This is a genomic window from Cobetia sp. cqz5-12, from assembly GCF_016495405.1.
Classification (GTDB): Bacteria; Pseudomonadota; Gammaproteobacteria; order Pseudomonadales; family Halomonadaceae; genus Cobetia.
In genome coordinates this window covers 1,757,268-1,779,804 of record NZ_CP044522.1, presented here as the reverse complement: position 1 = coordinate 1,779,804, position 22,537 = coordinate 1,757,268, and the positions used below count along the sequence as shown (strand labels likewise).

The 22,537-nt window shown below is 62.6% G+C and carries 18 protein-coding genes; 10 read left to right on the top strand and 8 right to left on the bottom strand.

What is annotated here, in order from left to right; all coding sequences use genetic code 11:
* The first annotated feature begins 69 nt into the window (after positions 1-69).
* From folD to F8A90_RS07570, 6 genes are all read left to right on the top strand, one after another.
* Positions 70-1,017, top strand: coding sequence for a bifunctional methylenetetrahydrofolate dehydrogenase/methenyltetrahydrofolate cyclohydrolase FolD (gene folD, locus F8A90_RS07595; protein WP_200019610.1), 948 nt, complete (start codon positions 70-72; stop codon positions 1,015-1,017).
* Between the two features lie 38 nt (positions 1,018-1,055).
* Positions 1,056-2,297, top strand: a complete 1,242-nt coding sequence (locus F8A90_RS07590) for an FAD-dependent oxidoreductase (protein ID WP_200019609.1) — start codon at positions 1,056-1,058, stop codon at positions 2,295-2,297.
* 123 nt (positions 2,298-2,420) lie between these two features.
* Positions 2,421-2,732, top strand: a complete 312-nt coding sequence (locus F8A90_RS07585) for a sarcosine oxidase subunit delta (RefSeq protein ID WP_200019608.1) — start codon at positions 2,421-2,423, stop codon at positions 2,730-2,732.
* Complete coding sequence (locus F8A90_RS07580; protein ID WP_233593590.1) at positions 2,729-5,737, top strand: 2Fe-2S iron-sulfur cluster-binding protein; 3,009 nt, start codon at positions 2,729-2,731, stop codon at positions 5,735-5,737. Before F8A90_RS07585 ends, F8A90_RS07580 begins: the two co-directional genes overlap by 4 nt.
* Before the next feature lies 1 nt (position 5,738).
* A complete protein-coding gene (locus tag F8A90_RS07575; protein ID WP_200019607.1) occupies positions 5,739-6,434 on the top strand; it encodes a sarcosine oxidase in 696 nt (231 codons plus the stop codon).
* Between the two features lie 141 nt (positions 6,435-6,575).
* Positions 6,576-7,418, top strand: coding sequence for an IclR family transcriptional regulator (locus F8A90_RS07570; RefSeq protein ID WP_200019606.1), 843 nt, complete (start codon positions 6,576-6,578; stop codon positions 7,416-7,418).
* A gap of 222 nt (positions 7,419-7,640) precedes the next feature.
* Here F8A90_RS07570 and amt read toward each other — a convergent pair whose 3' ends face one another.
* The 8 genes from amt to glnT form a co-directional block, all read right to left on the bottom strand.
* A complete protein-coding gene (gene amt, locus F8A90_RS07565) occupies positions 7,641-8,987 on the bottom strand; it encodes an ammonium transporter (protein WP_169477139.1) in 1,347 nt (448 codons plus the stop codon).
* A 161-nt stretch (positions 8,988-9,148) separates the two neighbouring features.
* Positions 9,149-10,204: a heme-dependent oxidative N-demethylase family protein gene (locus F8A90_RS07560; RefSeq protein ID WP_200019605.1), complete on the bottom strand. Its 1,056-nt coding sequence runs from the start codon at positions 10,202-10,204 to the stop codon at positions 9,149-9,151.
* Between the two features lie 39 nt (positions 10,205-10,243).
* Entirely contained in the window at positions 10,244-11,188 is a 945-nt protein-coding gene (locus F8A90_RS07555) for a PDR/VanB family oxidoreductase (RefSeq protein ID WP_200019604.1), read from the bottom strand.
* Entirely contained in the window at positions 11,173-11,859 is a 687-nt protein-coding gene (locus F8A90_RS07550) for a dimethylamine monooxygenase subunit DmmA family protein (RefSeq protein WP_200019603.1), read from the bottom strand. The genes F8A90_RS07555 and F8A90_RS07550 overlap by 16 nt, the downstream gene beginning before the upstream one ends.
* A gap of 697 nt (positions 11,860-12,556) precedes the next feature.
* Complete coding sequence (locus tag F8A90_RS07545) at positions 12,557-13,897, bottom strand: FMN-binding glutamate synthase family protein (protein WP_200019602.1); 1,341 nt, start codon at positions 13,895-13,897, stop codon at positions 12,557-12,559.
* A gap of 14 nt (positions 13,898-13,911) precedes the next feature.
* Entirely contained in the window at positions 13,912-14,598 is a 687-nt protein-coding gene (locus F8A90_RS07540) for a protein glxC (protein ID WP_233593589.1), read from the bottom strand.
* On the bottom strand, positions 14,598-15,515 hold the full coding sequence (locus tag F8A90_RS07535; RefSeq protein ID WP_054555958.1) for a class II glutamine amidotransferase: 918 nt from the start codon (positions 15,513-15,515) through the stop codon (positions 14,598-14,600). Before F8A90_RS07535 ends, F8A90_RS07540 begins: the two co-directional genes overlap by 1 nt.
* A 117-nt stretch (positions 15,516-15,632) precedes the next feature.
* Positions 15,633-16,967, bottom strand: coding sequence for a type III glutamate--ammonia ligase (gene glnT / locus F8A90_RS07530; protein WP_200019601.1), 1,335 nt, complete (start codon positions 16,965-16,967; stop codon positions 15,633-15,635).
* A gap of 686 nt (positions 16,968-17,653) precedes the next feature.
* Here glnT and F8A90_RS07525 point away from each other — a divergent pair.
* The 4 genes from F8A90_RS07525 (at position 17,654) to F8A90_RS07510 (ending at position 22,373) form a co-directional block, all read left to right on the top strand.
* Positions 17,654-18,799: an aminomethyltransferase family protein gene (locus F8A90_RS07525; RefSeq protein ID WP_200019600.1), complete on the top strand. Its 1,146-nt coding sequence runs from the start codon at positions 17,654-17,656 to the stop codon at positions 18,797-18,799.
* Positions 18,800-19,113: 314 nt separating this feature from the next.
* The gene (locus tag F8A90_RS07520) at positions 19,114-19,836 is read left to right on the top strand and encodes a helix-turn-helix domain-containing protein (protein WP_200019599.1); all 723 of its coding nucleotides are present in this window, start codon (positions 19,114-19,116) and stop codon (positions 19,834-19,836) included.
* A gap of 64 nt (positions 19,837-19,900) precedes the next feature.
* Positions 19,901-20,329: a GNAT family N-acetyltransferase gene (locus tag F8A90_RS07515; RefSeq protein ID WP_200019598.1), complete on the top strand. Its 429-nt coding sequence runs from the start codon at positions 19,901-19,903 to the stop codon at positions 20,327-20,329.
* 568 nt (positions 20,330-20,897) lie between these two features.
* Positions 20,898-22,373 (top strand): sodium:solute symporter family protein, encoded by a 1,476-nt coding sequence (locus tag F8A90_RS07510; protein ID WP_200019597.1) that lies wholly within the window; start codon positions 20,898-20,900, stop codon positions 22,371-22,373.
* Positions 22,374-22,537: the final 164 nt, after the last annotated feature.

The following is a 22,537-nucleotide window of genomic DNA, read 5'->3' as shown; positions in this document are numbered from 1 at the left end:
CTTCAAGCAAGCCTTCAAGACAGACCACGCGTGAATCATCGGCCGTCACCCAAGGGAGGAAGCGCAGTCATGAATACCCAAGCGACACCCACCGCGATCGCGGACGAGACACTCGCACAGCCCACCGCCGCCGTGATCGATGGCAAGGCCGCCTCGGCGCGACTGCTCAAGGAAGTCACGGCAGAGGTCGCAAGCCTTGCGCAGCAAGGCGTGATACCGGGGCTGGCCGTCGTGCTGGTCGGCGAGGACCCGGCAAGCCAGGTCTACGTGCGCAACAAGCTCAAGCGTACCGTCGAGTGTGGCATGCAGTCCTTCGAGCACATCCTGCCCAGCGAGACCACCCAGGCCGAGCTGCTGGCGCTGGTGGCGAAGCTCAATGCCGATGCTGATGTGCACGGCATTCTCGTCCAGCTGCCGCTGCCGGCCCATATCCAGGAAGACGCCGTGCTGGAGGCCATCGATCCCGCCAAGGATGTCGACGGCTTCCATCGCATGAATGTCGGCGCACTGGTGCAGGGTGCCGATGCCCTGGCGCCCTGCACCCCCACCGGCTGCATGCGCCTGCTGCGTGACACCTTCGCCGAGCGCGGTGGGGATCTCTCTGGTCTGCATGCGGTGATCATCGGGCGCTCCAACATCGTCGGCAAGCCGATGGCCAGTCTGCTGCTGGCCGCCAACTGCAGCGTCACCCAGCTGCACTCGCGCAGCCAGAATCCCGCCGAACTCTGCCGCCAGGCCGATATCGTGGTGGCTGCCGTCGGGCGCCCGAACATGATCGGCGCCGACTGGATCAAACCCGGCGCCGTGGTCATCGATGTGGGCATCAACCGCATCGCGCAGTCCGCCGAGGAAAGCCCCACCGGCAAGGCACGCACGCGACTGGTAGGGGATGTGGACTTCGCTGCGGTCAGCAAGATCGCAGGTGCCATCACCCCGGTGCCCGGTGGCGTCGGCCCGATGACCATCGCCTGCCTGCTTGCCAACACCCTGACTGCCGCGCGTCGCCAGTCGGCCTGAACCACTAGAGGTACGCCTGCGCGTACCGGGAGTCACCGATGCCCTTTTCCCTGCTCAAGTACGGCCTGTCCTCCGAGTATCCGGCCGAAGTCGACCTCCCCCCGCCTACGGAGCTGAAGTCCCGCTACGACGTGGTCATCATCGGCGGCGGCGGGCACGGCCTGGCCACCGCCTACTATCTGGCCAAGTATCACGGCATCACCAATATCGCCGTGCTGGAGAAGGCCTACCTGGGCAGCGGCAATACCGCGCGCAATACCGCCGTGATCCGCTCCAACTACCTGACACCGGAAGGCGTGCGCTTCTACAGCGAATCGGTGCGCATGTTCCAGGGACTGTCCAACGAGTTCGACTACAACATCATGTACTCGGAGCGTGGCCAGCTGACCCTCGCGCATACCGACTCCACCGTGCGGGCCTTCCGCCAGCGGGCCGAGGTCAACACCCACTTCGGTGGGCGCACCGAGATGCTGGATCGCCAGCAGATCCGCGAGCTGGTACCGAGCCTGAACCTGGACCCCGGCCACCTGCCGGTCATGGCGGGCCTGTGGCATATCGATGGTGCCACTGCGCGTCACGATGCCGTCGCCTGGGGTTATGCGAAGGAGGCCGCCAAGCGCGGTGTCGAGATCCATCAGCTCACCGAGGTACAGGATCTCGTGGTCGAAGGCGGCAAGATTCGTGCAGTGAAGACCAATCGCGGCACCGTGCAGTGTGGCTGCGTGGTGCAAGCGGTGGCCGGGCACAGCTCGGTGCTCGCCAAGAAGGCCGGCTTCACCATGCCCATCATCAGCTACCCGCTGCAGGCGATGGTCACCCAGCCGTTCAAGCCGTTCCTGGATCCGCTGGTCAGCTCCTCTGCCCTGCACTGCTACGTGCAGCAGACCAGCCGTGGCGAGGTGGTGTTCGGCGGTGGCTCCGACCCCTACCCGCTCTACAGCACCCGCTCGACGCTGGACCTCAAGGAAAGCCTGATCGCCGCGGCGCTGGAGATGTTCCCGTTCCTGTCACAGGCGCGTCTGATGCGCCAATGGGCAGGCACCACTGACATGACCCCGGATTACAGCCCGATCATGGGCGAGAGTCCCGTCGAGAATTACTACCTGGATGCCGGCTGGGGCACCTGGGGCTTCAAGGCGACGCCGATCTGCGGCAAGACCATGGCCGAGCTGGTCGCCTCCGGCGGCAAGACCCCGGACCTGATCGCCCCCTTCGCGCTGGAACGCTTTGCACGCTTCCGCCAGGTCAACGAGATGGGCGCCACCGCCGCCAGCCACTGACGCCATGCGGCTGACGTACAGGATCGACGCCAGGGGCTGTCCAGCAAGCGCATCGCAACAATCAGTCCCGAACGCCCGGCGCACAAGGCTATCGCACAAGAACAACGCTCAAGGATTTCCGCGATGAAGATTATGCCCTGCCCACTCAATGGGCCCCGAAATATCAGCGAATTCGTGTATGGCGGTGAACTTGCCGACATGCCAGACCCCGATACCTGCAGTGACCGCGAGTGGGCCGACTACGTCTTCTTCAGCGACAACACCGCCGGTGTCGTCACCGAATGGTGGATGCACGCCGCCTCCAGCTACTGGTTCCTCGCCGAGCGTCACACCGTGACCGACGAGATCCTGCGCACCTTCGATCCGTCCGAACGCTTCACCCAGCGTGTCGATTTTCCTCTGCCCCCCTCTGACACCTCGGGAGAGCGCGCATGAACGCCAAACTTTCCATGACCAGCGGCGCCCGCCTGCCAGCGCCGATGGGGCGTCTGATCGAGCGCGATTCGCCGGTGACCTTCAGCTTCGATGGCGTGAGCTACCAGGGCTTTGCCGGCGACACCATCGCCAGCGCCCTGGCCGCCAATGGCCGCTGGCTGCTGTCGCGCTCCTTCAAGTATCACCGCCCGCGTGGCGCCCTGACCTTCGCCGGCCAGGACGCCAACACCCTGGTACAGTTGCCGGATGAGCCCAACGTGCTGGGCGATGAGCGCCAGATCAGCCCGGGGCTCGAGGTCACTGCCCAGAACGTGAATGGGACCCTGGACAACGACCGCGACATGCGTCTGGGCAAGTTCTCGAAATTCATGCCGGTCGGCTTCTATTACCGTGCCTTCTACAAACCCAAGGGCGTCTGGAAGTACTGGGAGCCGCTGATTCGCCGCAAGGCCGGTCTGGGCACGCTGAATCTGGATGTGCGCGGCGACTACCACGACAAGGCCTACCTGTTTCATGACGTGGTGGTGGTCGGCGCAGGCCCGGCGGGCATGGCCGCGGCACTGGCAGCCGCTGACGGTGGCGCCAGCGTGCTGCTGGTCGAACAAGGCCGCCTGCTGGGCGGGGCACTGACCTACGCACGCTTTGATGCCGAAGGCCTTGAGGCCAACCAGACACTGCAGACGCTGAGCGAGGCCATCACGGCGCATTCGCGCATCGACGTGATGACCGAGGCGACCTGCAATGCCTGGTTTACCGACAACTATCTGCCGGTGATCCGCGGCAAGCGCCTCTACAAGGTGCGCGCCAAGGAATGCATTCTCGCCAGCGGCGCCTTCGATCAACCGGTGGTATTTCGCAACAACGACCTGCCGGGCATCGTGCTCGCCAGTGCCGCCCAGCGCCTGATGCAGCACTACGGTGTGCGTCCGGGCAAGCAGGGCGTGGTGATCACCGGCAGCGATGATGGCTATCTGGCAGCACTCGACCTGATGGAGCACGGCGTCAACATCGTCGCCCTGCTCGACATGCGCACCCAACCCGATGATGAAAGTCTGGCCGATGCCGTCCGTCACTGTGGCATCGCCCTGAAGCTCGAGCACGCCATCTTCGAGGCGCAGGCGGAGAAGTCGCTGCATCACGTCACGGGCGTCGAGGTGCGCAAGATCCTCGCGCGCGGCGAACTGGCCACCGAGGGAGAGGTGATCCCCTGTGATCTGGTCTGCATGACGGCGGGCTACATGCCGGTCTATCAGCTGGCCTGCCAGGCGGGTGCCAAGCTCTCCTATCTGGACGATGATGCACGCTTCAGCCTCAGCGGCCTGCCGGCACACCTGCACATGGCGGGCTCCGCCAATGGCCTCTATCACCTCAAGGACGTGATCGCTGATGGCCAGCGTGCCGCGAGCGCCGCCCTGAACGGGCTTGCCGTCGCAGGCAAGGCCGTGGATGCCACGCTGGAGACCAATGAGCCTGCGGCCGTCACGCCGTCACGCCCCTTCCGTCAGCATGGCTGGCCGCTGTTCGCACACCCCAAGGGCAAGGAATTCGTCGATCTGGATGAAGATCTGCAGATTCGCGACATCCTCAATGCCACCCGACACGGCTACCGTGACATCCAGCTGGTCAAGCGCTTCTCGACACTGGGCATGGGCCCGTCCCAGGGCCGTCACTCGGCACTGCCAGCCGCGCGCCTGGTCGCCGAAGCCACCCAGCGCACCGTCAGCGAGACCGGTGTGACCACCGCGCGCCCGCCCTTCGTGGCCGAACCGCTGCCGCTGCTGGCCGGTCGCAGTTTCGACCCCTACCGCCAGACACCGATGCATCAGCGCCATCTGGCTCTCGGTGCCAGCATGATGCCGGCCGGCCACTGGGCGCGCCCGGCCTTCTATGGCCGCCCGGAGGAGCGCAATGACGCCATGCAGAACGAGGCGTTGGCCGTGCGCAATGGCGTGGGCCTGATCGATGTCTCGACCCTGGGTGGCATCGAGCTGCGCGGGCCGGATGCCGCCGAGCTGCTCAACCGCATCTACACCTTCGCCTTCCTCAAGCAGCCGGTGGGTCGCACGCGTTACGCCACCATGGCCAACGAGCAAGGCGTGATCATCGACGATGGCGTGTCGTGCCGCCTCGGTGAAGAACACTTCTATGTCACCGCCACCACCAGCGGCGTGGACCGTGTCTACCAGCAGATGCTGAAGTGGAATGCCCAGTGGCGACTCGATGTCGATATCACCAACGTCACCGCCGCCTGGTGCGCCGTCAATCTCGCCGGGCCCAAGGCCCGCGAGGTGCTGAGCAAGGTGTGCCGCGACATCGACCTGAGCCCGGAAGCCTTCCCCTATCTGGAGCTGCGCACCGGCCATCTCGAGACCGAGCTGCTGGGCACGCAGGGCAGGATTCCCGCCCGCCTGCTGCGAGTCGGCTTCGTCGGCGAACTGGGCTACGAGATCCATGTGCCGAGCCGCTTCGGCGAAGCGCTGTGGGATCTTTTGATGATGGCGGGCAAGGAAGCTGGTATCCGACCCTTCGGTGTCGAGGCGCAGCGTCTGCTGCGTCTCGAGAAAGGTCACATCATCATCGGTCAGGACACCGATGGCATGAGTCACCCCGGCGAGATCGGCCTTGAGTGGGCGGTCAGCCACAAGAAGCCCTTCTGTGTCGGCCGTCGTGCGATCGAGATTCTTGCCGCCCAGCCCCAGACCCGCAAGCTGGTCGGCTTCATGCTGCCCAAGGACAGCCCGCAACCGCTGGAAGGTCAACTGGTGCTCAGCGGCGGGGAGCAGAGCGCCGACGCCGCCAAGCCCGGTGGCGACATCACCGGCAACGTGACCTCGTGCGAGTACAGCGCGACCCTGGGTGCCATCATCGGCCTGGCCTACGCCGGAATCGACAGCAGTACGCCCGGCAGCAAGATCACCATCCGCACCCAGGGCGACGTACTGGTCCAGGCCGAGGTCGTGGCACTGCCCTTCTTTGATCCCAAGTCTGCCCGCCAGGAGCTGTGAAATGACGACATCAATGACGGACCACCTGGATGGCGCCACGGCGTTGGCGCGCTGCGCGCTGCCACAAAGCCTCACTGGCGCGTCGACCGCCGACAGCTCAAGTGACATGACGCCGGCCATCAGCCACTGTGCGCTCGCCGACATGAGCGCATTGGGTCGCGCAGGCGTACGCGGCCGCGAGGCCGCCGACTGGCTGGCCTCGCGGGGCTTCACGGTACCGGATACGCCCAATACGGCAAGGCTTCAGTCAGATGGCAGCTGGCTGGTCAGGCTGTCAGTGGGTGAGTTTCTGCAACTGACGCCGACCATCACTCCCGATGCGGGCGTGGCCGACCTGCCGCTCATCGCGCAGGCGGATGACGCACTGGCCCAGGGCAGGCGCGTGCATTCCCTCCCACGGCGGGATTCCCACGCCTGGTTCAGCCTGAGTGGCAGCAACGTACCGACGCTGATGGCCAAGCTGTGCGGGGTGGACCTGCGCAGTGAGGCCTTCCCGCCTGGGAGCGTCGCGCAGACATCAGTGGCACGCACCAACGCCATCATCGTCAACGTGGGAAGCCATCAGTGCCCCTGCTTCCACCTGCTGTTCGACATCGCCTCCAGCCACTATCAGTGGGGCGTCATGCTCGATGCCATGCGCGAATACTCGGGGCAGACCGTGACAGCCGCTGCCCTGCTGGCCCATCATCACGGCTAGCGATTGCGACGCAACCTTGGCATCCGCTCGCGCATGCCTCTCACGTTGTCACCCGCTCCCCGTCGTTGTCTGACTTCCAGGCAGCGACGGGGAGACTGCGTTTCACCTACGGCTCGCCATACGCAGCAAAAGGAACCAGGTATGCCCGATTCCCACGCCTCGCTCCCTTCCGGGCAGGATCTCGTGACCGATGACCCATCGCTCTCGACCGCGCCTGCTCGCGAGAATGATTACACCGTGCCTGCACTGTTTCGCGGGCTGAGAATCCTCGAGATGTTCAGCAGCAGGCGCAAGGTGCTGACCACCAACGACTTCGCCGAGGAACTGGGCACCACCAATTCGGCCATCTATCGTATCGTCATCACCCTCACCGACATGGGCTATCTCAAGAAGATCGCTCGCAACACCTATGAACTGGGGCCACAGGTCATCTCGCTGGGCTTCAGCTATCTGGCCAGTCGTGACCTGGTCGAGGTGGTGGCACCCCACCTGGACACCCTGCGCGACCAGACCACCATGTCGTGCCACTTGAGCGTTCGCGAGGGCACGGACGCCATCTATCTCTACCGCGCCTTCGCCGCACAGCGCATGTCGGTCAACATCCCCATCGGCTCCCGTCTGCCGTGCCATGTCAGCGCCATGGGGCGCATCCTGCTCACGGTGCTGGGCGAGGATGAACTGCAGCAGCTCTACCGCCAGATCCGCCTGGATGACTACCCACCGCCGGCGCCCCAGAACCTGCCGGCCCTGAAGGATGCCATCGAGGAAGCTCGCCGCCAGGGATGGGTGGAAAGTCGCTCCGACTACGCCACCGCCATCGCCACGGGACTGTACGACCACACCGGCCATCTGGTGGGCGCCATCAATATCTCGGGCCCCGATGCGATGATGGCCGACGAGCGCCGGCGTCTACTGTTGCGCGGCGCGCTGATGGACTGCGCCCGCCATATCAATCATGAGCTGGGTGGCCTGCACCGCCGCTGACAGGCAGTTTCCGTCTGGTCGCTGCTTGTTCTCCCGGGACGTCCATCATCCCTCTTGTTTCCCTCTTGTTTCCCCCTCCTTTCCCTATCCCTTGCCCACCCTTTCCCCTTACGCTCCCCCTGGAACACGAGAAGGCCCGCCAATTGGCGGGCCTTCTCGTGTCACATGCTGGCGGGGCTCATCACATCAAACTCTGAGACTCCAGCACTTGGGGGGGCAGGCTCAACGCGCCGCCCCCTTGAGCACCGCAGCCGGGACTGCAGCGCTCGCCTTGCCGGCATGCCCGGACGCAGTGCCTTCTCCCTGTGACGGGGAGGACATGTTCACGAATTCCGGGTAGGCCCCCATGCCACATTCGTGCATGTCCATGCCTTCCAGTTCCTCTTCCTCGCTGACACGCAGGCCACCGCAGACCTTCTTGATCACCAGCAGCGCCACCAGGCTTGCGCCGAACATCCAGGCGAAGATGATCAGCGTGCCCAGGATCTGGGTGCCGAAGGCCGCATCCGGATTGGAGAACAGCACCGCCATGATGCCCCATAGACCGGCGGAGCCGTGTACGGAGATGGCACCGACCGGGTCATCGATCTTGAGGCGGTCCAACCCCACTACCGACAGCACCACGATGATGCCGCCCACTGCACCGACCAGTACCGCAAGGCCGGCAGACGGCAGCAACGGCTCGGCAGTGATCGAGACCAGACCGGCCAGGGCACCGTTCATCACCATGGTCATGTCAGTCTTGCCGAACATGGCGCGTGACAGCAGCGCCGCGGCCACCATGCCCGCAGAGGCCGCCGCATTGGTGTTGACGAAGATACGCGCCACGCTGTTGGCATCATCGAGACTGGCGATCTTGAGCATCGAGCCGCCATTGAAGCCGAACCAGCCCATCCACAGGATGAACATGCCGAGCATGGCGATCGGCAGATTGGCACCCGGAATGGCACGTACCTTGCCGTCCACGCCGTAGCGCCCCTTGCGCGGACCGACCAGCAGCACCGCCGCCAATGCCGCCGCCGCGCCCGCCATGTGCACGACCACCGAGCCTGCGAAGTCCTGATAACCCATCGCATCCAGGAAACCGCCGCCCCACTTCCAGTAGCCTTCCACCGGATAGATGACCGCGACCATCACCACCGCGAAGATCAGGAACGGCCACAGGCGCATGCGCTCTGCCACGGCCCCCGAGACGATGGACATGGTCGCGGCGGCAAACACCGCCTGGAAGATGAAGTCCGCCATGCTGGAGTAATAGGCAGCGCCTTCGCCAGCACTGATGTCGCTGAGGGTATTGTCAGCGCCGAGCATGAACGACAGCCCCGGAATCACGCTGCTGATGGCGTTGTCGCCGGGATACATCACGTTGTAGCCCACCACCAGGAACACCAGACAGGCGATGCCGTAGAGCAGCGCATTCTTGGTCAGGATCTCGACGGTATTCTTGGAGCGTACCAGCCCGGATTCCAGCATCGCGAAGCCGCAGGCCATGAACATGACCAATGCGGTACACATCAGGAAGTAGAACGTATCCAGCGCGTAGCTGAGTTGCAGCACATCGATATTCACCAGCGTTTCCCCTTTGTTGTTATCCGCAAGCGCTGTGGTCAGTGGCTTGCGATCCATTCCCTGTCACGCCCTCGGCGCCGAGAGTTGTTTGCCGAGAGCTCTTTATCAGGAGCTCTCTTATCAGGAGCTGTTTGCCAGAAGCAGCTTGCCGAGAGCGTGGCCTAGATCGCTGCCTGCGCCGTCGCTTCGGCGTTGGTCGCGACACTCGCCTCGCGGGCTTCCAGCCACTCGAGTACGCTGGGCAGATAACGCGTCAGTCCCTTGTAGTCGATCAGCTCCGCCGGCAGGGTCTTCAGCACCTTCAGCAGACGCGTCTGCCAGACCGGGTTGGTACACAGGTCCTCGAGGCTGATCAGATAGGTGCGGATACCAAAGAACAGCGCATGACTGCGCGGCATGCGCACCAGCGTCTGCAGCTCGACCCGCAGATGCACGTCACGGCCGGCGTTTTCGGCGGTGATGGTGGTGCGATCACTGCCCCACTCGGCATAGGTTTCCGGCGAGCTGTCCATGCGCGGGTGGATGGTCATGGTCCAGTTCAGACGCCGCACCGGCCCGCCTACCTGGATGGCGCACAGGTATTTGAGCGCGCGATCGAACACGCCCATCTCATGCGCCAGCGGCACCGGGCCATGCCACTGCTTGAAGCTCATGCCGGCATCGAAGGCCAGTGACCAGTCCGCCGGACAGGTGATCATGCCGGCATCCATGAAGAGGTCACCGTCGCGCTGGTCGAGCAGCGCGATATCGCCCTGCATCTGACGGCCGATATAGTCCAGCGGCGGCAATGGCAGGCTGGCGTCATCGCCCATGCAAAAGGCCTGCTCCAGTCCCAGCAGATGGTTGCGCCACACGCAGTCATCGCCGTCGCGCTCGAAACTGAAGGCCTCGGGATAGTCCCGGGCGTAATGCGTCATCACGAATTCCAGGAAGTCCCAGGCGGCCGGCTGCATGTGCGGCATCACCAGACAGCGTCTGGGGTCCTTGGCCAGCACCCGCTCACGCTCGGCGATCTCGCTCAGATAGTGCTCATCGATATCCAGCATGTGCTCGGTGATGGAATCCGGCTTGCCCGGCAAGACATGCGGCTCGATATTGACCGAGTAGCGGTACTCATCTTCCGGGAACGGGAAGGGAAAACGCTGGATGGCGTGATCGGAATTCTTGAAGGTGAACAGACCATGGAACGCCTGGTCATCTCGCGGGGAAAATTGCATGTTCCTGCTCCTTGGGGGTCCATCTCGCGAAAGACGTATTCAGAGATCTAGCACCAGCCGCTGGCTGCGTGCCCGGGAAACGCAGGGCATCACGCAGCACTGACTGGCCCGCTCCTGTTCATCGAGGAAGGCATCACGGTGCTCCGCCTCCCCCTCCAGCATCTCGACCCGACACTGCCCGCAGACGCCGCCACGACACAGGCTTGTCACCTCGACACCGCTGCGCTCCAGCGCTTCCAGCATCGATTCCTGGGCGCCGACCGCCACTTCCACGCCGCTGGCGCGCGCCACGGCCGTGAAGGGAGTCCCCGGTTCCGGGGCGGCAAAGACCTCGTGGTGGATGCGCGCGAGACTCCAGTGCAGCTCGCGCGCCGCGTCCTTCACGGCATCGATCATGGCCTGCGGGCCGCAGAGATAGACGTGCGTACCGGCGGGCTGACGCGCCAGCAAGGCCTTCAGGTTCGGGCGTTCGAGACGATGCTGGGTGATGTTGCCACTCGCCAGATAGGGCGCGGCCTCCGGGAATCGGGCGACGTCGAGGTCCTGGCTGCGCAGGTGCAGCTCCCAGCTGGCGCCACGCCGCTCGAGCTCCGGCAGGTAGGAGAGAAACGGCGTGATGCCGATGCCGCCTGCCAGCATCAGGTGGTGGCGCGCCTGCCAGTGCGGCAGAAACAGGTTGGCCGGCGGGCTGAGTTCCAGCTCGTCGCCGACCTGCACGCGGGAATGGATGGCTTCGGAGCCACCACGCGAGACCGGCTGACGACGCACCGCGATGCAGTAATGCGAGGGATCATCCGGCGGGCTGATCAATGAGTAGGCGTTTCGACACACCCGCCCCTCTCCCGGAATGCCCAGCACCACATGACTGCCCGGCGAGAACGGCGTGAAGGGGGACGCCTCATCGGCAGGCACCAGAGTGAGACGGCGCACGCTGCTGCTGAGCTGATCGACCGCGGCGACCCGCGCCTTCATGAAGCGAGACATGGTGCCACCTCCTCCTGTGGGGGAATCTCTCCCGGGGCTTCCGCATCGATTCGCACGCCCATGTAGGCGCCGAGACGCTTGGAAAAATGATCACGCACTTCCAGCATCAAACCGCAGCCATCACAGGCTGCTGGCGAGTGGATGACATGCTCACTGACCTGCTGACAGTGCACGCAGAACACATGCCGCCCCAGGGCAGCGACCGGCAACATCACCATGTCATCCAGCAGCAGCCCCTGCTGCTGAGCCAGATTGGCGACCTGCCACACGAAATGCTCACTGCCGATGATGACCAGACACCCCGCGACACCGATCTCGCTGATGGCGCCGATCAGTGCGTCGCAGGCCTTCGGGCGGTCATCGACGTCGTACCAGCGATGCAGACGGGCGTTGTCGACGGGGCCCGTGGGCAACGCCTCTGTTGCCGGGGCGGACTGCACGGCGCCTCCCACCTCGCGGCTACCGAGCTGCCCCAGCAGCGTACTGATCAGCTGACAATGCATCTGCATCTGCTGACGGGCGTTGCCCGCCGCCTCACCAGTGCCTGGCAGGCTCTCGGGAGACTGGCATGCCACCAGATAGCGTTGGGCATCGGGCAGCGCCTCGATGCGTGGATAGTGTTGCCGACTTCGAATCCCGGCAGTGACAGAGGATGATTGCGGGCTTTTCATGACACGACCCTGCTCTGAGAAATTGTCCTTGTTGTAATGCCGCCGTCTTGACGATGACGTGCATCCGACTACCACTCCATTTCTTGAGCATATTTCGTGCCATTGACGGCAAAATCATTGCCCCACATGCTCGGCAAAATCGTCTGAAATCCCCACTTCACATATGAACAATAAATGAAGGTATTCACGCACCAAAACAGAACACAAAGCTCATGACAAACGGCTTTCATTCACCATTATTGCCCTGACCCAATCTCACCTCATAAGCCAATTGCTACGCTTGACATATTTCTCATTGAATATCTTCAAGATGCTGAAAGAATGGGAAAATTTTATCCTGGGAGAATCACGATCTCACGATCTACACGACACTACGTGCTTCTCAACCGTCAGCATTCTGATGCACTTTCGCTTGCATGACATTGGCCTTTTTCCTTGATTGTACTCACCACCAAAGAAAGCGCCTCACCGAAGGGTGAGGCGCTTTGATGACTCGATGGCGTTACGTCATATCTCTCCACATCAACCGGAGAATACCCCTTGTCATTGCAACAGACATTGCAACAGACATTGCAACAGATTTCCCGGGCAGGATTCCGGCGACCTCCTTGACAAAAATCTTTGCACCTTTGCCATCACAATCATGCGCAATGCCAGCGATGCCCAATCACGCTCATGCACAATGAAGATCGAGCTATCAGTAACCGCCCTGTCCCGGCACCCAGTTGGTGCCCGCCAACGGAACACGTGCCATGGCGGCCGCTTCCACATTCAGGGCGACCAGGTCTTCCGGTTCCAGATGATGCAGGTGTGACTTGCCACAGGCACGTGCCAGGGTCTGGGCTTCAAGCGTCAGCACGCGCAGGTAGTTGGCAAGACGCTTGCCGGCTGCGACCGGGTCCAGTCGCTGGCTCAGCTCCGGGTCCTGGGTGGAGATACCGGCCGGGCACTTGCCATCCTGGAAGTCGTCATAGAAACCGGCGGCGGACCCCAGCTTCTGATACTCCTCGGCGTAACGCGGATGGTTGTCGCCCAGCGCGATCAAGGCGGCGGTACCGATGGCCACGGCATCAGCACCCAGTGCGATAGCCTTGGCCACATCGGCGCCGTTGCGAATCCCGCCGGAGACGATCAGCTGCACCTCACGGTGCAGGCCCATCTCCTGCAGTGCCTGAGTAGCCTGGGGGATGGCGGCCATGGTCGGGATACCGACGTGCTCGATGAAGACATCCTGAGTGGCGGCGGTGCCGCCCTGCATGCCATCCAGCACGATGACATCCGCGCCCGCCTTCACCGCCAGCTTGACGTCGTAGTAGGTGCGGGTCGCGCCGATCTTGACGTAGATCGGCACCTGCCAGTCGGTGATCTCGCGCAGCTCGGCAATCTTGATCGCCAGGTCATCCGGGCCGGTCCAGTCCGGGTGACGGCAGGCGCTGCGCTGATCGATACCCTGCGGCAGCGTGCGCATGCCCGCGACCCGCTCGGAAATCTTCTGGCCCAGTAGCATGCCGCCACCGCCGGGCTTGGCGCCCTGGCCGAGCACGACTTCGATGGCATCGGCCTTGCGCAGGTCATCCGGGTTCATGCCGTAGCGCGACGGCAGATACTGATAGACAAGGCGCGAGGACTGGCCGCGCTCTTCCGGGGTCATGCCGCCATCGCCGGTGGTGGTGGAGGTACCGATTTCCGAGGCACCACGCCCCAGCGCTTCCTTGGCCTGGGCGGACAGGGCCCCGAAGCTCATGCCGGCGATGGTGACCGGCGTGCTGATCACCACCGGCTTCCTGGCATGGCGCGTGCCGAGCACGACTTCGGTTTCGCACTTCTCGCGATAGCCCTCCAGCGGATAGCGCGACATGCTGGCGCCGAGGAACAGCAGGTCGTCGAAATGCGGCACCTTGCGCTTGGCGCCCCAGCCACGGATATCGTAGATACCCGTCTCTGCCGCCCGCTGGATCTCATGGATGACATCGCGGCCGAAAGTGGCGGATTCCCGCAGTGCCGGGTTGTAGGGCTGTGTTTGAGTCTCGTCGGTCATGTTGGGCATCCTGATCAGTAGGCTGAGGCGTTGTCGACCTTGAAGTGATAAAGCTGACGCGCAGATCCATAACGCGTGAAGCTGGCCGGGTCTTCATCGATTCCGGCACTCGCCAGCAACTCCGCCAGTTCTTCCAGGTGCTCGGCACGCATGTCCTTGGCGATGCAGTCCGCGCCCAGCGATGCGACCGTGCCCTTCACGTAGAGTCGCGCTTCATAGAGCGAATCGCCGAGGCCTTCACCGGCGTCGCCGCAGACCACCATGCGTCCCGCCTGGCCCATGAAGGCACTCATGGCCCCGATGTTGCCCTTGACGACGATATCCACGCCCTTCATCGAGATACCACAGCGCGCCGAGGCGTTGCCTTCGATGATCAGCAGGCCGCCGTGGGCGGTCGCGCCCGCGGACTGGGAAGCATCACCCTTGACCCGCACGCAGCCGGACATCATGTTTTCCGCCACCCCCACCCCGGTATTGCCGTGAATGGTAATGCTGGCCTTCTGATTCATGCCCGCGCAGTAGTAGCCCGCGTGGCCATCGATATCGACACTGATGTCATCATTGATACCGCAGGCGATGTTGTGGGCGCCGTCGGAGTTGACCACTCGCCACTCGCGCGCATCCTTCAGGGTGTCGGCATCGTGCAGGGCCTGGTTCAATTCGCGCAGCCCTTCAACGGCCAGATCGTGTGTCTTCATCATTACGCGGCCTCCGAACGGGCGGTGTCTTTTTCCCACAGATACAGGCGGCCGGGTTCCGGCTCCCACACGCGGGCATCCTTGATGCCCGGCAGACTGGCCAGGGCACGGTATTCCGAGGCCATGGCCACGTAGTCATCGGTCTCGGCGATCACGGCAGGCTTGCAGGCGATCGGATCACGCACCACGGCGAAGCCATCACGCGTGCCGATGGTGAAGGTGAAAAAGCCATCGAGGTCCTTCAGGGCGCCGGTGATCGCGGCTTCCAGGCTGTCGCCCTGCTCCAGACGCCAGGTCAGGTAGCCGGCGGCGACTTCGGAATCGTTGTCGGTCTCGAAGCTAATGCCCTCACGCTTGAGCTTGGTGCGCAGCCAGTTGTGGTTGGACAGCGAGCCATTGTGGACCAGGCACAGATCACGCCCGGTGGAGAACGGGTGGCTGCCCTGCAGGGTCACGGCGCTTTCGGTCGCCATGCGGGTATGGCCGATGATGTGGCTGCCCTGCATGCCCTTGAGGCCATAGAGGCTGGCGATATGTGCCGGCAGGCCCACCGCCTTGAGGATCTCGATGCTCTGCCCCACGCTCAGCACGCGAATCTGCGGGGCGCTGTCGGCAAGCCAGCTGCGCACGGCACTCTCTTCCCCGGCGATCTTGAATACCGCGACACTGGCATTGCTGAACCAGTCCGCCACCGTGCCGACCTGCTCGCCCAGGCCCTTGGCGATCGCCTCCCAATCCTCATCGGCACCATCGCTTTGCAGCGTCAGCTTGATGCCAGCATCAAATTCATCGCCATAGATGGCGAAGCCGGCGCTGTCCGGGCCGCGATCGGTCATCGCGATCAACATCGGCTCGAACAGCTCCCCCAGGCGCGATTCCAGCGCCGGGTTCTTGAGATAAAGCCCTACGATTCCACACATGGTGATGTCCTCTCACGGGCAGGAGACGTCTCCTGCCTGATGTCTTGAGCGTGGTGGTGACAGTGGCGACCCTCGTCTGACATGACCCGCGAGATCCGCGAGCGCCGCCGGATGAGATCAGAAGAATTCGGCGTAGCGCTGGACTTCCCAGGCACTGACCTGCGCGTTGTAATCCAGCCATTCCTCGCGCTTGAGGCGCATGAACTCGGCGCAGATCCCCTCGCCCAGGCTCTCGCGCAGAATGCTGTCCGCCTCGAGCGCATCGATGGCCAGGGCCAGATTCTGCGGCAGCTTCTCGATGCCCTTCTCGGCGCATTCGCTCGGGGTCAGCGAGTAGAGATTGATGTTGTGGGGCGTGCCCGGGTCCAGCTTGCGCGCCACGCCATCCAGCCCCGCCGCGATGATGGCGGCGTGCACGAGATAGGGGTTGCAGCCGGCGTCCGGCAGGCGGAACTCGAGGCGACCGTAGGGCACACGCACCATGGCCGAGCGGTTGTTGTCCCCGTAGGCGACGAAGACTGGCGCCCAGGTCGCGCCGCTGGTGCTGCCACCCCCGACCAGACGCTTGTAGGAATTGACGGTCGGCGCGGCAAAGGCACACAGCGCCGGGGCATGCGCCAGCAGTCCGCCGAGGAAGTGGTACGCCAGCGGTGACAGGCCCATGCCCTGGGCGTCGGAGTCATCGCCGAACAGGTTGCGGCCGGTGTCATCACACACGGACAGGTGGAAGTGCATGCCATTGCCCGGGCGGTCCGCCAGCGGCTTGGGCATGAAGGAGCACACCATGCCCAGGTCATTGGCGATCTCGCCGGCGGCCATGCGCACGAAGGTGAAGCGGTCTGCCGAGGTCAGCGCATCGCTGTAGGTGTAGTTGATCTCGAACTGGCCGTTGGCGTCCTCGTGATCGATCTGATAGACGTCGAAGTCCACCGCCTGCAGCGATTCGACCAGCCGTTCGAGGAATTCACGCGAACGCGACAGGCCCTTGTAGTCATAGCAGGGCTTGGCGAGGGTATCGCTCTCGTCCACCGGCAACAGCTCACCCGCTTCCCCCCGGCGGAACAGCGAGAATTCCGGCTCCAGCCCGGTATTGAGCGTCCAGCCCTTCTCCTTCAGGCGCTCCAGCTGCTTGAGCAGCACCACACGACTGTCATTGGCGAACGGTTCGCCGTTGACGTAGCCATCACAGGCCATGCGCGCATAGCCCGGTTGCCACGGCACCAGCGACAGAGAGCTCAGATCACCCCGCGCCATGAAGTCCGGCCCCTCCGGCGACATGCCGAGACCACTGACGGCGAAGCCGGCAAAGCCCGCGCCCTTCTCGACCACATCCATCAGGCAATTGGCCGGCACGGACTTCGTCTTGGCAGCGCCATGAATATCCACGAACTGCGCGAGCAGATAGCGAATGTCTTGATCCTTGATGAACTGTTGCGCGTTTTCGGGTGACATCTGGGTTTCCTCTGAGAGCGGACCGGGTTCCATCTCCCTCGACACTGTCTGCCACCCCGGGAAACCTGACCCCTTGTGGTGACTCGCCACGTCAAGATAGCGGATGAAACGAGTTTTTGTGATTCCTGCTGGTCAACTTTATTTCCCCCAAAGAAAAGCATGCAGCATGCCATTTCGCCAGTTGCCACCCAGAACTTTTCATCAACCTCTTGTTTTGCATGGGAATTTATTTTCCCAGCTCGTTTTACCCCATAGAAAACGCCAGGTGATCCTGAGTAAATTCCTGCTCGTTTCTCGAAATAGGCATCATTTCGGTGCCCAGAGCTCCCTCTTCGCACCAGCATGACGCAAAGCGCTGATATTCACGCCCGAATTCGTGCTGCCAAGCGGCGCCTGACTCGCTCAAGAGCTGCCGTGGCCATGGCCTTTGACGGAATTGGCAAGCCCCTTGCTTAACCATGAGGAATGTTTCTTTCCTTTCAAGAATCGACCCTCGTGCGATCAGGCAAGGCAAGCAACAGGCACAAGCCCTTGTTAAGCGCCTGAAGAGGCGCCGGAAGAGGCGAAAGAACAACAACACTTCCTGCGGCGGATGCGCGTCTTGCGCGCCATCTTCGTCAACATCAGCAGGACTACGGCACTACCCATCTACGCTAGGCAGCACGACTCACAGGAGAAAGGGACGCATGGCGAATTCATGGCGCATCTCGGCACTGGCCGAACAACACCGCAAGCTGGGCGCGGAGCTTGAAGACTGGAATGGCATGGGCACCGCCTGGAATTACGCCGTCTCGGACACGGCCGATGACCACGAGACCATTCGCACCCGCGCCGGTCTGATGGATGTCTCGGGGCTCAAGAAGATCCACTGCAATGGCCCTCACGCCCAGGCCGTGCTGGATTACGTCACCACGCGGGACATGTCCAAGCTGTATCCGGGCAAATCGGTGTATGCCAGCGTCTTGAATGAGGCCGGCAAGTTCGTCGACGACTGCATCGTCTATTGCCTGGCACCGAACTCCTACCTCGTGGTGCACGGCACGGGCACCGCGAATGAAATGCTGGCCAAGAGTGCCCTGGGGCGTGCCGTCAGCCTGACCTTCGATGACGACATGCATGACATGTCACTGCAGGGGCCGGTCGCGGTGGATTTCCTTGAGCGTCACGTGCCGGGCATCCGTGAGCTGCGTTACTTCCACCATCTGCAGACCCAGCTGTTCGGCTACCACGTGATGATCTCGCGCACCGGCTACACCGGCGAGCGGGGCTACGAGATCTTCTGCAAGGCCAAGGACGCTCCCTCTCTGTGGGAACAGATTCTCGAAGATGGCGCCGACATGGGCATCAAGCCGTGCAGCTTCGGCACCCTTGACTGGCTGCGGGTCGAGAGCCACCTGCTGTTCTACCCGGCGGACAATTCCGAAACCTACCCGTATCCCGACCAGCCGGTGGGCGACACCCTATGGGAGCTGGGCCTGGACTTCACCGTCTCACCGGGCAAGACCGAATTCCGTGGCGCCAGCGAACACTTCGCGCTGCAGGGCAAGGAGCGCGTCAAGGTCTTCGGCGTGCTGCTGGACTCGAAAGACGTCGCCCAGATCGGTGACAAGATCTACGCCGATGGCAAGTGCGTCGGTGTCATCACCCAGGGCATGTACTCGCGTCTGAGCGATCGCTCCATGGCGCTGGCACGTCTCGAACCCGGCTATGCCGAGCATGGCACCCCGCTGACCCTCAAGACCGGCACTGACGGCGAGACCAGCCTCTCGGCCATCAGTCATTCCCTGCCCTTCGATGACCCGGAAAAGGCCAAGCGACTGGCGCGCGGCTGATCGCACGCCACAACCTCGAGGCAATAGCCAAAGCCCCGAGGCAACAGCGCGAATCGCGCGATGCTGGATAGCGTGAAACCTGAGAGGCCTCCTCGGCATGGCGTCGAGGAGGCCTCTTGCATCACTGCCATGGAGTCAGGCTGAGGCATGCTTGCCGCGAGGACTGGCCACCAACGTGGATGAGGGGTGGCGGTAAACTTGATAATCTCACCCGATATCCGCACGCGGGTGACGCGCAATGACTCCCACAAGGACGCGTTTCTTGTCCCGCCTGCTCATCCCTATCGCATCCACCTCCGCCACAGGAGTTATCCATGCCGCGAGAATCCTCCCATTCCTCCGACACACCTCAACCGACAGCGCCGGACACGAAAGCGACTGAGACGAAAACCGCGTCGCTGACCGCAGAACCTGCCGCGCAGTCCGAGGTGAAAGAGACCATCACCGCGGCAGCCGACGAGACGCGCCTGGGACTTGAGCAGCACATTGCGCGCGCGCTCAAGCAGCAGCGAGTCTCGCAGGGCTACAAGATTTCCGATGTATCGCGTATCGCCGGTGTCAGTCAGGGCATGATCAGCAAGGTGGAGAACGCCCAGGTGTCCACCAGCCTCGATACCCTCAACAAGCTGTGCAATGCCTTGAGCCTGCCGATCTCGAAGCTGTTCAGCGATTACGATGTCAATGGGCGTGGTGCCCAGCACATCAAGGCCGGGCAAGGCATGCAGGTGGTACGCACCGGCACGGAAGTCGGCCATGCCTATCAACTGTTGAGCTACAAACAAGGCCCCAAGAAGCGCTACGAACCCTTCCTGATCACCATGGATGATGCCAGCGAAGTCTTCCCCAACTTCTGTCATGCCGGGCATGAATTCATCTACCTGCTTTCCGGCAACCTCACCTACCGTCATGGAGACAAGTTCTATGACATGGGGCCCGGTGACAGCCTGGCCTTCGATGCCGGAGTGCCGCATGGTCCCGAGAAATTGAACGAGGTGCCGATCCAGCTGCTGTCGATCATTCACTACGACGATGAATGAGCCTCTCTGACGAATGAGCCCCTCGAACATCCATCATCATCGTCATGGGGACTGGACAACATCCATGAAGATTCGCCTTGCCACACCCGAGGATGCCCTGGGAATTTCACGCGTTGCATCCGCACTGGGCTATCTGCCCCACGACGATGATGCGTTGATCCTGCAACGACTGCAGCACCTGTTGGCGTCACGCCATGACCGCATCTGGGTGGCTGAGCAAGCGGGTAAAGTGATTGGCTGGCTGCATGCCCAACATGTCTTTCGCGTCGCTTCAGCGGATTTCATCGAGATACTGGGCCTGTCCGTCGCCCGGGAGGCGCAGCGACAAGGCGCAGGACGGGCATTGGCCAGACAGGCCATCACCTGGGCAACCGACGAGGCGCTGACCCTGCGAGTTCGTACCCATGAGGCACGCGACATCGCCAGGAAGTTCTATGCCGCCTGCGGCTTTACGCTGGCCAAGACACAGTGCGTCTTTCAGATGACTAGGTGATTCTGCCCGCCTTCCTGATAGAGCTCACCCGCCTTCCTGACTGAGCTCGCCCACATTCCTGACTGAGCTCGCCCGCCTTCCTGACTGAGCACGCCCCGAGTTCATGCCCTGCCATGCCCTGCAGGCCGAAGAAAAAATCGCCTGCCATGACAGCGTTGCGAGACGCGACCTGTATAGCCCTTCATTCCTCTGGCAGTCGTATCGCCTGAATGGCGGCAGAGTTGTCGTCGTTTCCTCCAGCTACGGCACCTGTTTTCTGCACGCCGAGGCATGAAGACACCTCCTCTCGCATGGCTCCCCTCCCCAGAGACTCTTGCCAGCGCGCCGGCATGAGACTTTCGTCCGCCGGTGAAATTTGTTTTTGACAGTGCCTTTTTCTCGGCTAGATTGAGTCGATGTAACGGGTTACATTCGAAGACAAGACATGGTTGCCCCGGTCATGTCCGCTACCTGCCCCACTGCATCATCCCCAACAATCAGAGGGTCGCTTCAGTCCCTGCTACGCCACGTACGCCCTGCTCCATGCATGACCTTCATAGAACAATCAACAATAAACGGAGACTCGACAATGGCTTGGTACTACTCCTATATCATTGGCTATTTCGTGATCATGTTCGCGATCGGCTACTACTACTTCCGCAAGGTGAAGACCTCTGACAGCTATCTGATTGCCGGCTGGAACATGGGCTACTGGAAGATCACCGGCACCACCATCAGCACCTGGTGTGGCGCGGCAGCCTTCATCGGCTGGATGGGCATGGGCTTTTCCAAGGGGCTTTCCGGCTACTTCATGTTCGCCCTGCCCGGCATCGTCGCGAGCCTGATGCTGGTCATCTTCTTCAGCCGCCCGTTGCGGCGCAAGAAGCTCTATACCCTGGCAGACCTGTTCGGGCGACGTTTCGGCCGCAAGGCCAGTCTGTTTCCCTCATTCTTCTCGGCCTTCGTCTACTCCGTGCCTGCCACCGCGATCCAGATCATCGGCATGAGCACCATTCTCACCGTGGTGCTGGGGCTAGAGTTCAATACCGCCATCTTCGTGTCGTTTGCACTGATTCTCGGTTTCACCATTCTGGGAGGACTTGAAGCCGCCATCGTCACCGATGCTCTGCAGAGCATCCTGTTGATCGCCGGCATCATGGTGCTGGGCTTTACTGCCCTGAGCCATGCCGGGGGCCTGGAACACGCCCTGCTCAATACACCGATCGAGTTCCTCGCCCCGCTGCCCGAGGGCAAGACGATGGAGGTGGTGACCTTCGCGCTGACGGTGGCGCCGTTCTACCTCGTCTGGCAGTGCACCTGGCAGCGCATCTTCGCCTCCGAAAGTGAAGATGTGGCCATCAAGGCCGGCGTATCAGGCTTCTCCATCGTGATGCTGATTTCCTTCCTGCCCTACTGCATCGGCGTACTGGCGCGTCAATTCGTGCCACTGGATACCTCGGCTGACCACGTCTTCTCCTACGTCACCATGCAGTTGCTGCATCCGGCCATCGGCGGGCTGGTCATCGTGGGCCTGCTGGCCGCCCTGATGACCTCGGCGGATTCCTACATCCTGCAGGGCAGCTCCAATCTGGCGCATGACCTCTACGGCAACTTCATCAATCGGCAAGCCAACGAGAAGCAGAAGATGGCCTCGGCGCGTCTTAGCGTCGTCATCATCAGCGTGCTGGGTCTGGGCGTCACCTTCCTGATGACCGACATCATCTCGGCCTACCAATGGGCGCTGCGCATCTCGGCCACCACGCTGATCTTCCCGTTCTTCGCGGTGATGTTCTGGAAGCATGCGACGTCCAGGGGCTGCATCAGCAGCATGGCGAGTGCCCTGAGTGTCACCGCCCTCTGGCCCCTGCTGTCGACTGGCATCGACCCCGCCTACCCAGGCTTCATGACGTCGCTGATCGTGCTGGTGGTGGTCAGCAAGCTGACCCGCCATGGCCCCAGCGAGGATGTCGCGGCCTATTACTGGGATGGTGCTGAGTCACACGCCGCAAGCGCTCTTGCGGACACCGCCAAGCCGGATATCGCACTGGCCTCGAAGGCCAGCTGAGCGAGGCCAGATCACCAGGACCGTAAAGACAGGAAGTGGCTCGGGGCTTGTCGTTGCCACGAGCCATTTCACCGCCCCCTGGTGCCTGGCTTGCCGCTTGCTTGTGATCTCTTCACCCGCTGACTGATCAGCAGGACTCTCTGGCACGCCGTCATGACAAGGAC

Bases quoted from the DNA above. Each gene is read 5' to 3' on its own strand.
- folD (WP_200019610.1), top strand. From the start codon at position 70: ATGAATACCCAAGCGACACCCACCGCGATCGCGGACGAGACACTCGCA.
- F8A90_RS07590 (WP_200019609.1), top strand. From the start codon at position 1,056: ATGCCCTTTTCCCTGCTCAAGTACGGCCTGTCCTCCGAGTATCCGGCC.
- F8A90_RS07585 (WP_200019608.1), top strand. From the start codon at position 2,421: ATGAAGATTATGCCCTGCCCACTCAATGGGCCCCGAAATATCAGCGAA.
- F8A90_RS07580 (WP_233593590.1), top strand. From the start codon at position 2,729: ATGAACGCCAAACTTTCCATGACCAGCGGCGCCCGCCTGCCAGCGCCG.
- F8A90_RS07575 (WP_200019607.1), top strand. From the start codon at position 5,739: ATGACGACATCAATGACGGACCACCTGGATGGCGCCACGGCGTTGGCG.
- F8A90_RS07570 (WP_200019606.1), top strand. From the start codon at position 6,576: ATGCCCGATTCCCACGCCTCGCTCCCTTCCGGGCAGGATCTCGTGACC.
- F8A90_RS07560 (WP_200019605.1), bottom strand. From the start codon at position 10,204: ATGCAATTTTCCCCGCGAGATGACCAGGCGTTCCATGGTCTGTTCACC.
- F8A90_RS07555 (WP_200019604.1), bottom strand. From the start codon at position 11,188: ATGTCTCGCTTCATGAAGGCGCGGGTCGCCGCGGTCGATCAGCTCAGC.
- F8A90_RS07550 (WP_200019603.1), bottom strand. From the start codon at position 11,859: ATGAAAAGCCCGCAATCATCCTCTGTCACTGCCGGGATTCGAAGTCGG.
- F8A90_RS07545 (WP_200019602.1), bottom strand. From the start codon at position 13,897: ATGACCGACGAGACTCAAACACAGCCCTACAACCCGGCACTGCGGGAA.
- F8A90_RS07540 (WP_233593589.1), bottom strand. From the start codon at position 14,598: ATGATGAAGACACACGATCTGGCCGTTGAAGGGCTGCGCGAATTGAAC.
- F8A90_RS07535 (WP_054555958.1), bottom strand. From the start codon at position 15,515: ATGTGTGGAATCGTAGGGCTTTATCTCAAGAACCCGGCGCTGGAATCG.
- glnT (WP_200019601.1), bottom strand. From the start codon at position 16,967: ATGTCACCCGAAAACGCGCAACAGTTCATCAAGGATCAAGACATTCGC.
- F8A90_RS07525 (WP_200019600.1), top strand. From the start codon at position 17,654: ATGGCGAATTCATGGCGCATCTCGGCACTGGCCGAACAACACCGCAAG.
- F8A90_RS07520 (WP_200019599.1), top strand. From the start codon at position 19,114: ATGCCGCGAGAATCCTCCCATTCCTCCGACACACCTCAACCGACAGCG.
- F8A90_RS07515 (WP_200019598.1), top strand. From the start codon at position 19,901: ATGAAGATTCGCCTTGCCACACCCGAGGATGCCCTGGGAATTTCACGC.
- F8A90_RS07510 (WP_200019597.1), top strand. From the start codon at position 20,898: ATGGCTTGGTACTACTCCTATATCATTGGCTATTTCGTGATCATGTTC.